This is a genomic window from Nocardia sp. NPDC004604 (assembly GCF_040609795.1).
Lineage (GTDB): Bacteria > Actinomycetota > Actinomycetes > Mycobacteriales > Mycobacteriaceae > Nocardia.
In genome coordinates, this window is the sequence record NZ_JBEXLC010000254.1 from 1 (window position 1) to 7,108 (window position 7,108).

Genomic DNA, 7,108 nt, shown 5'->3' on the forward strand with positions numbered 1-7,108 from the left:
AGAAAGAACTTTTATTTGCTTTAGAATAAGCCTGTTTAAGCGTTCGTCCTACTCTAAGTTCATCTTTAATCCGTTCATACCTCGGCATTGGACCCGGAGATGGTCAACGAGGTGCTCGACGTCATGGTGTCGCTGGCCAAGGAGGGTATGACGATGCTGGTCGTCACCCACGAGATGGGCTTCGCGCGCAAGGCGGGCAACCGCGTGCTGTTCATGGCGGACGGGCTGATCGTCGAGGACGACACACCCGAGGTGTTCTTCACCGCGCCGAAGTCCGACCGCGCCAAGGATTTCCTCGGCAAGATCCTGAGCCACTGAACCGAGTAATCACCGCAACCGTAAAAGACTTCGGCCATGGAAACACCAGAGGGAGAAGGAACCGATGAGGATCAACCGTGCGCTTCGACTCGGCATCGGGGCAGTAGCCCTGACGCTGGCCGCCAGCACCGCCGCCTGTGGGGGCGGCGGCGATAAGTCCGCACTGGACCACGCCAAGGACGGCAAGCTCACCGTCGGCATCAAATTCGATCAGCCGGGCCTCGGCCTGCGCAATAAGGACGGCTCCTACAGCGGCTTCGACGTCGAGGTCGCCAAGTACGTCGCGGGCAAGCTCGGCGTGAAGCCGGAGAACATCACGTTCAAGGAGTCGCCCTCCGGTCAGCGCGAGACGCTGATCGAGAACGGTCAGGTCGACTACATCGTCGCCACCTACTCGATCAACGACAAGCGCAAGGAGAAGGTCGACTTCGCCGGACCGTATTACGTCGCGGGCCAGTCGCTGCTGGTGAAGGCCGACAACAACAGCATCAACGGCCCCAATGATCTGAAGGGCAAGAAGGTCTGCTCGGTGAAGGGCTCCACCCCGGCCCAGAACATCGAGAAGAACTACCCGGACACCCAGTTGCAGACCAACGACACCTACTCGCTGTGCCTCGAGGGCCTGCAGGCCGGTTCGTACGACGCGGTGACCACCGACGACATCATCCTGGCCGGCTACGCCGCGCAGAGCGCGGGCACGTTCAAGGTCGTCGGCAAGCCGTTCACCACGGAGAACTACGGCATCGGCCTGAAGAAGGGCGATAAGGAACTGCGCGACAAGGTCAACGACGCGATCGAGGCGATGATCGCGGACGGTTCCTGGAAGAAGGCGTTCGACTCCACGGTCGGTGTCTCCGGCTACCAGGCGCCGACGCCGCCGACGGTGAACCGGTACTGAGTTCCTGATCGGGTGGTCCGGACCGGGCCACCCGATCTCTTCGCTACGAGCACCCCTGTACATCGCGCGCGGAAGGACGATCTCCGGCCGCCGCACATCTATCCGATCGGAGGGACGCGCCCACCGTGTTCGACCTGATCTCGAGGTATGACGTCCTCGGCGCCTTCTGGGTGACCATCAAATTGACCGCGGCGTCGGCGGTCCTCGCCCTGATCCTGGGCACATTCGTCGCCGCCATGCGCGTGTCTCCGGTGCCGGTCGCCCGTTTTCTCGGCACCGCCTACGTCACCATCTTCCGCAATACCCCGCTGACGCTGATCATCGTGTTCTGCTCGCTGGGCCTCTACTCCACGATGGGTTGGAAGCTCGCACCCGAGGGCCCGAACTCGCTGGCGCAGAACAACTTCCGCTACGCCGTACTCGGACTCAGCATCTACACCGCGGCATTCGTCTGCGAATCGCTGCGCGCGGGCATCAATACCGTGCCGATGGGTCAGTCCGAGGCGGGCCGCTCACTGGGCTTCACCTTCCTGCAGAATCTGCGGATCGTGGTGCTGCCCCAGGCATTCCGTTCGGTCATTGCCCCGCTGGGCAGTGTGTTGATCGCACTGACCAAGAATTCGACCATCGCCTCGGCCATCGGCGTGGCCGAGGCCGCGACCCTGATGGCCAAGATGAACGAGAACGAGGCCGCGCTGATCACCATCGGCTTCATCTTCGCCCTGGGCTTCGTGATCCTGACCCTGCCGACCGGCCTGCTGTTCGGCTGGCTGGCCAAGCGATTCGAGGTGGCCCGATGAGTTCTGGAGCTTCGGTCCTTTTCGACGCGCCGGGACCACGCGCGCGCCTGCGGAACCAGATCTATTCCGTCATCGCGATTGTCGCGGTACTGGCACTCGGCTGGGTGTTCTACCGCGGCTTCGCCGATAAGGGGCAGTTCACCGCGGAGAAGTGGAAGCCGTTCCTGGAGGCGGACGTCTGGAAGACCTACCTGCTGCCAGGTCTGCGCGGCACCCTCGTGGCCGCGCTGCTGTCGATCGTGTTCGCACTGGTGATCGGCATGATCTTCGGCATCCTGCGGCTCTCGGACCACCGGCTGGTGCGCTGGGTGGCGGGCGCGATCGTCGAGGTGGCCCGGGCCATCCCGGTGCTGATCCTGATGATCTTCCTGTTCTACGTCTTCTCCGATTACCAGGTATTCAAGGTCGATCAGCTCGCACTGTGGGCCGTGGTGATCGCGCTGACGATCTACAACGGCTCGGTCATCGCCGAAATCGTGCGCGCTGGTATCAAATCGCTGCCCAAGGGGCAGACCGAGGCCGCGGTGGCCCTCGGTCTGCGCAAGGGACAGCTGATGCGACTGATCCTGCTGCCACAGGCGATCACCGCGATGCTGCCCGCATTGATCTCGCAGATGGTTGTCGCACTGAAGGATTCGGCCCTCGGCTACCAGATCACCTACCTCGAGATCGTCCGTCAGGGCTCCCAACTCGGCGCCGCCGAACGCAATACGGTGCCCGCACTGATGATCGTCGCAGTAGTAATGATTCTGCTGAACAGCACCCTGACCGTCGTGGCCAATAAACTCGAGCAGCGCCTCCGCTCCCGCAAACGCAAGAGAGGAGGCACGGTCGTCGCCGCCGACTCGGTCCTGACCGACGCCACCCCTGGAATGGATATCACTCAGAAGTCCTGAGCCCCAGCTGACTGTTCGGCTCGAAGACACCTCGCCTTGGTCGCCGATCGCGGGATCTCCCGCCTCGGCGACCGGGGCGGGTCATCTGCATGTCCGCTGGCCGCGCGAAACGAGGACCGCCCGTCGATGGCGGGCACACGACCTCCTGTCGGGGACGGGCTCGGCCGACGTGGAACATGTCTGCCGCAGCGGATTCGGCCGCGTGGCTGGCCGCCGCGGCCGATGGGCGCCGACGATGAAGCCAGCGCATGCTGGCCGAACTGAGGCCGCGATGGTGGCGGCAGGGGCGGACGATCACCACGCGGCGGTCAGGGCGAGGTCACGATGCCTTGGATCCCTTCCGCGTCGAGAAGGCCAGGGACGGAAGGCTCTTCTGTCGTGGCAGATTCGGGCGAGCAGTCGACCGCCGTAACGGAAGCGGCGCGGACAACAACAGCAACACATGCTTGCCGAACCGAAGCCGAAGCCGCGGTCGCAGCGAACGGGTGAGGAGGTCCCGACCGTGTGCGGCGGTCAGGGCGAGGTCACGATGCCTTGGAGCCCTTCCGCGTCGAGAAGACCGGGGGGCAGAAGGCCTTTCTGTCGTGGCAGATTCGGGCCAGCAGTCAACTGCCGTAACGAAAGCAGCCCGGACAACGTCGGCGCATGCTCGCCGAACTGAGGGGGCAGTCGCGGTCGCAGCGAATGGGTGGGTAGTCACCGACCGTGTGCCCTTGTCAGGACGAGGTCACGATGCCTTGGAGCCCTTCCGCGTCGAGAAGGCTGGGGGTAGAAGGTTCTTCTGTCGTGGCGGATTCGGGTGGGTAGGTGGCTGCTGCGACGGTGGTGGCGGCGCGGACGAAGGCGGCTACGGCGGGTGAGTGGCAGGTTTGCGGCCAGGCCAGGGCGAGGGTGGTCGGCTGGAGGTCGGTGACGGAGCGGTAGGCGATATCAGGGCGGGGGTGGCGACGGGCCACCGAGGATGGCGGGAACCAGATGATGCTGCCCAGTTCGATCAGGTTGAAGATCTGTGCCAGGTCCAGGTTTGTCCGGCGGGCGACCGGGTTCCGGCCGTGGGATCCGCTGCGGGTGTTGGGGATCAGGCCGTCCTGATCGGCGGGTGAGCCGTCGGGCAACATTCTGCCGGTGAGGTCGGCCAAGCACAGGGTTGCGCGGGCGGCCAAGGGATCGGATGCCGCCAATGCGACCACGCGCGGCTCGGTCAGCAGGGGTTCGACATCCAGGTCGCGGTCGTCGAACGGGGTGGGCAGCAGTGCGATATCCGCTCGCCCCTGGCGCAGGGCCGGGACCTGCTGATCCCGACCGCCCAACATCACCTCGACCGGAATCGCCGCTTCCTCGCGGTGGTATGTCTCGAGGATCTGCAGCAGGAGCCCGCCGTCGTAGTCGGTTTTGAGCGCGAGCCGCAACCCGGGCGTCGGCTGCCCAATGTGCCGGGCTCGCTGCGCGGCGGCGGCGACCGCGTCGAGCGCGGTCGCGGCATCGCGGAGCAAAACCTCACCGGCCGGGGTGAGCACAACCTGCCGGGTGGTGCGCTCGAACAATTGAACACCCAACTGGCGTTCCAGCTCCCGAATCGCCCGGGACAGCGGCGGCTGCGCCATCCCTAGGCGCTCGGCGGCGCGCCCGAAATGCAGTTCCTCCGCGACGGCCACGAAGTATCGGAGTTGGCGAACCTCCAGATCACTCATATCCCCACGGTATCAACGGATATCGGATCGGTCCTTCAGGTTCGGTGCCGTGCCGAGTTGACTGGCCAATGCCAAATCACTCGAACAGAGGTCGTCATGATCGTTGTCACCACCCCAACCGGCACCATCGGCCACCAGGTCCTCCAGCGTCTGCTCGACAGCGACGCACCGGTCCGCGTCATCGCACGCGATCCCGCGCGCCTGCCCGCAGACATCCGCGAGCGCGTCGACATCGTGCAGGGCTCACACGGGGATATCGATGTGGTCACCAAGGCATTCGCCGATGCCGACGCCGTGTTCTGGCTCCTTCCCCCCAACCTTCGCGCCACGAGCCTCGATGCCGCCTTTCTCGACTTCACCCGGCCCGCGTGTGCGGCATTCACGAGCCAGGACGTGCAGCGAGTGGTCGGAGTCTCGGCCGTCGGGCGCGGGTCGGCGGTAGCCGCACACGCCGGACTGGTCACGGCATCGCTGGCCATGGACGATCTGATCGCGAGCACCGGCGTGAGCTACCGAGCGCTGGCCATGCCCTCGTTCATGGACAACATGCTCGGCCAAGTCGAGACCATCAAAAGTCAGGGCACATTCTTCTGGCCACTCGCCCCCGATCACAAACGCCCAACCTGCGCAACCCGCGATATCGCCGCTGTCGCCGCCGAACTGCTCCTCGATGATTCCTGGACGGGACAGGACAGCGTCCCCATCCTCGGCCCCGAGGACCTCTCCGGAAACGACATGGCACAGATCATGTCCGAGGTACTCGGCCGCCCGATCCGGTTCCAGCAGATCCCCGGCACCACCTTCAAGACCAGACTCCTCGAATCCGGTATGTCCGAAGTAATGGCCCAGGGCATGCTCGACATGCTCGAAGCCAAGAACAACGGCCTCGACAACGCCGAACCCCGCACCCCCCAATCCACCACCCCCACCACCTTCCGCCAATGGTGCGAAGAATCCCTCACCCCCGCCTTCCAAAACTGACCCCCACACTCCCCCACCCCGCCGGACCAAGTCCGCCCGGCGGGGCGCTAACCACAGCGCCAGTTCATCTTCACTACCCGTGCAACCACCTGCCGCGTGGTCACGGCAACCACCGCGACCACGCGGCAGATCCACCGCAATCCAAGAACCACGGACACCCGCCTGCGATCAACACCAGACCGGAGCACGATCAGCCGAAACCACCACTCCAGGACTCGACCACAAACACCCCCACAGCACAGTCCTGGACCGGTGATCACCATGCACTGATGCAGGCAAACATCGAGAGCACACCTGCACCAGCGCATTCTCGTTGACTAATGCGGCGGCATTGTGGAGCGGGAGAGTGGGCGTTGGGCTCGCCTGCCGGCTGCGGGGGCACGATGCGCGCTCAGTCGAGGCTGGGGAATTGAGCTGTGCCTGGATAACTTCGGCGTGCACCACAGTGCAGGCTGTGGATTGGTTGCGGCCGAAGCGGGCGTACATCGATGATGGCGGGTTGTCTTGTCGCAGCTCAGGTTCGGAGGCGCTGGTGCGCGATCAGCCCTCACACCGGTGCAGAATTCGCCGTGAACTTTTGCAGTACCGCTACGTCCTCCGAAGGCGCTGCAGACGCTCGGTCAAGATCGCGCGTACGGGCTGCGCCGGTTCAACGGTGGCGACGAACACCGCAGCGGCAGTCGGCTCGCCTGCTGACCAGACCGGGCACGGCCGACGCTCGGATCAAGATCCAGCGCATCGCACTACACACGGATCCAACATCGGCCATGGACACCGCCAATCGGTGGACTGGCGGTCGGCTCGCCTGCCGACCAGGTCAGCCGCGGCGGGCGCTCAGTCGGGGGCTGGGGCGTCGAATTGGGCTTGGGCGAGTTCGGCTTTTACTACGGTGAAGGCGGTGGATTGGGGGTAGCCGCGGCGGGCGAGCATGCCTACGAGGCGGCGGATTGTTTTGTCGCGGTCCAGGTTCGGGGGCATGGTGCGTAGTTTGCGGCGGACCAGTTCGGCGGCGCGTTCTTCCTCGTCGTCGGCGGTGATGGCGGCGAGAGCGGGAGCGGCGTGGGATTGGGATATGCCCTTGCGGCGGAGTTCTTGGGCCAGGGCTTGTTTGCCTTTGCCGGAGAAGGTGTGGCGGGAGTGGACCCATTGTTCGGCGAAGGCGGCATCGTCTATCAGGCCGACCTCGGTGAAGCGGTCGAGGGCTCGTTCGGTGATATCGGGAGTGAAACCCTTGGCCGCTAAGCGCTGGGCTAGTTCGGCACGGCTGCGGGCGCGGACGGCGAGCAGGCGAAGACACGCCTCCTTCGCCTGCTCGACCGTCCCGCCTTGGAGGGTGCGCTCCGGACGTGACCGGGTTACACCGGTATCCGTCGAGGGCGCATCCTCTTCGGATCCGGCCGCCACCGGATCCGCCCATCGGCCTTCGGAACTTTGAAAGTCAGCCGACTGGGAGTCGTTGCGCCGGAACTCGTTCCGGCGCTCGCGACCGCGCCGGGACCCGGTCGAGCGCGCCCGATCCGCAGC

The 7,108-nt window shown here is 65.0% G+C and carries 6 protein-coding genes and 1 pseudogene; 5 read left to right on the plus strand and 2 right to left on the minus strand.

Going from position 1 to position 7,108, the window contains the following annotated elements; translation table 11 throughout:
* Positions 1-78 precede the first annotated feature (78 nt).
* From gluA to ABZW16_RS42375, 4 genes and pseudogenes are all read left to right on the plus strand, one after another.
* A pseudogene (gene gluA / locus ABZW16_RS42360) lies at positions 79-318 on the plus strand (glutamate ABC transporter ATP-binding protein GluA); the annotation flags it as partial.
* 64 nt (positions 319-382) lie between these two features.
* Positions 383-1,216, plus strand: coding sequence for a glutamate ABC transporter substrate-binding protein (locus ABZW16_RS42365; protein ID WP_354961809.1), 834 nt, complete (start codon positions 383-385; stop codon positions 1,214-1,216).
* Between the two features lie 125 nt (positions 1,217-1,341).
* Positions 1,342-2,016 (plus strand): amino acid ABC transporter permease, encoded by a 675-nt coding sequence (locus ABZW16_RS42370; RefSeq protein ID WP_354961810.1) that lies wholly within the window; start codon positions 1,342-1,344, stop codon positions 2,014-2,016.
* Complete coding sequence (locus ABZW16_RS42375) at positions 2,013-2,912, plus strand: amino acid ABC transporter permease (RefSeq protein ID WP_354961811.1); 900 nt, start codon at positions 2,013-2,015, stop codon at positions 2,910-2,912. Before ABZW16_RS42370 ends, ABZW16_RS42375 begins: the two co-directional genes overlap by 4 nt.
* A 716-nt stretch (positions 2,913-3,628) precedes the next feature.
* On the opposite strand, the gene ABZW16_RS42380 is transcribed toward ABZW16_RS42375, so the two are convergent.
* Entirely contained in the window at positions 3,629-4,603 is a 975-nt protein-coding gene (locus tag ABZW16_RS42380) for a LysR family transcriptional regulator (RefSeq protein ID WP_354961812.1), read from the minus strand.
* Between the two features lie 96 nt (positions 4,604-4,699).
* On the opposite strand from ABZW16_RS42380, the gene ABZW16_RS42385 reads away from it, so the two are divergent.
* Positions 4,700-5,584: an NAD(P)H-binding protein gene (locus ABZW16_RS42385; RefSeq protein WP_354961813.1), complete on the plus strand. Its 885-nt coding sequence runs from the start codon at positions 4,700-4,702 to the stop codon at positions 5,582-5,584.
* An 834-nt stretch (positions 5,585-6,418) separates the two neighbouring features.
* Here the strand turns inward: ABZW16_RS42385 and recX are convergent.
* On the minus strand, positions 6,419-6,988 hold the full coding sequence (recX, locus tag ABZW16_RS42390) for a recombination regulator RecX (protein ID WP_354961814.1): 570 nt from the start codon (positions 6,986-6,988) through the stop codon (positions 6,419-6,421).
* Positions 6,989-7,108 lie beyond the last annotated feature (120 nt).